This is a genomic window from Prevotella sp. C561 (genome assembly GCF_000224595.1).
Taxonomy (GTDB): Bacteria; Bacteroidota; Bacteroidia; order Bacteroidales; family Bacteroidaceae; genus Prevotella; species Prevotella jejuni.
In genome coordinates this window covers 1-696 of sequence record NZ_JH114204.1, presented here as the reverse complement: position 1 = coordinate 696, position 696 = coordinate 1, and the positions used below count along the sequence as shown (strand labels likewise).

General features: G+C 35.6%; 2 pseudogenes. Both read left to right on the top strand.

Annotated features, from left to right (window positions below):
• Positions 1-93: 93 nt before the first annotated feature.
• Positions 94-427, top strand: a pseudogene (locus HMPREF0666_RS15945) (ankyrin repeat domain-containing protein); the annotation flags it as partial.
• Positions 420-686, top strand: a pseudogene (locus HMPREF0666_RS15940) (ankyrin repeat domain-containing protein); the annotation flags it as partial. The pseudogenes HMPREF0666_RS15945 and HMPREF0666_RS15940, both read left to right, overlap by 8 nt.
• Positions 687-696 lie beyond the last annotated feature (10 nt).

Below are 696 nucleotides of genomic sequence, written 5' to 3'. Positions count from 1 at the left end.
TATATGAGAACTGCTAATATCGAATTGAATACATTGTTCAATGCCGATGTCTTTGGCCTGAAAATGTACCAAGTTATTTTTTAATCATTACATAAACAAAAAATAGAATACTTATTAGAACATGGCGCAGATATTAACCAATTTAACAGTTCGAAAGAAACTGTAATAATAGATCAGGCGATAACCGCCCAATGGGCTTTCGTACTATGGCTATGGGACAAAGGTGCTGACCCGATGAAAACGGGAGGTATTGGAAGAAATACTGGAGGTAAGGAGAATGTTGCGTATTGGGTACAAGATTTTATAAACTATGGAAATGGAGATTATGATGCTCCAGACTTTAAAAAGCTTGTTGCGCGACTAAAAAGTATAGGTGTAGAGTTCCCATATAAACCAGCCATGGATAATACGGGAAGAGAATGAATGATAAGGCAATGAAATATATTATAGCATTATTATCATCACTCATTTTAACTTCATGCAGTATGTTTAACAGTGAAGTACCTTACAAGCGTTTTTTTAGTGAGAAAGAATATCCCATTATCCAAGCCATTCATGATTGCGACAAGGACAAAATCCTTGATATGATGCACAAAGGATGGAACGTAAATTCTATGGGTAAACATGGCATGTCCTATCTGCTTTATGCCGTATGGGAACATAACTATGACATGACAAAGTTTCTTTAGAAAATGG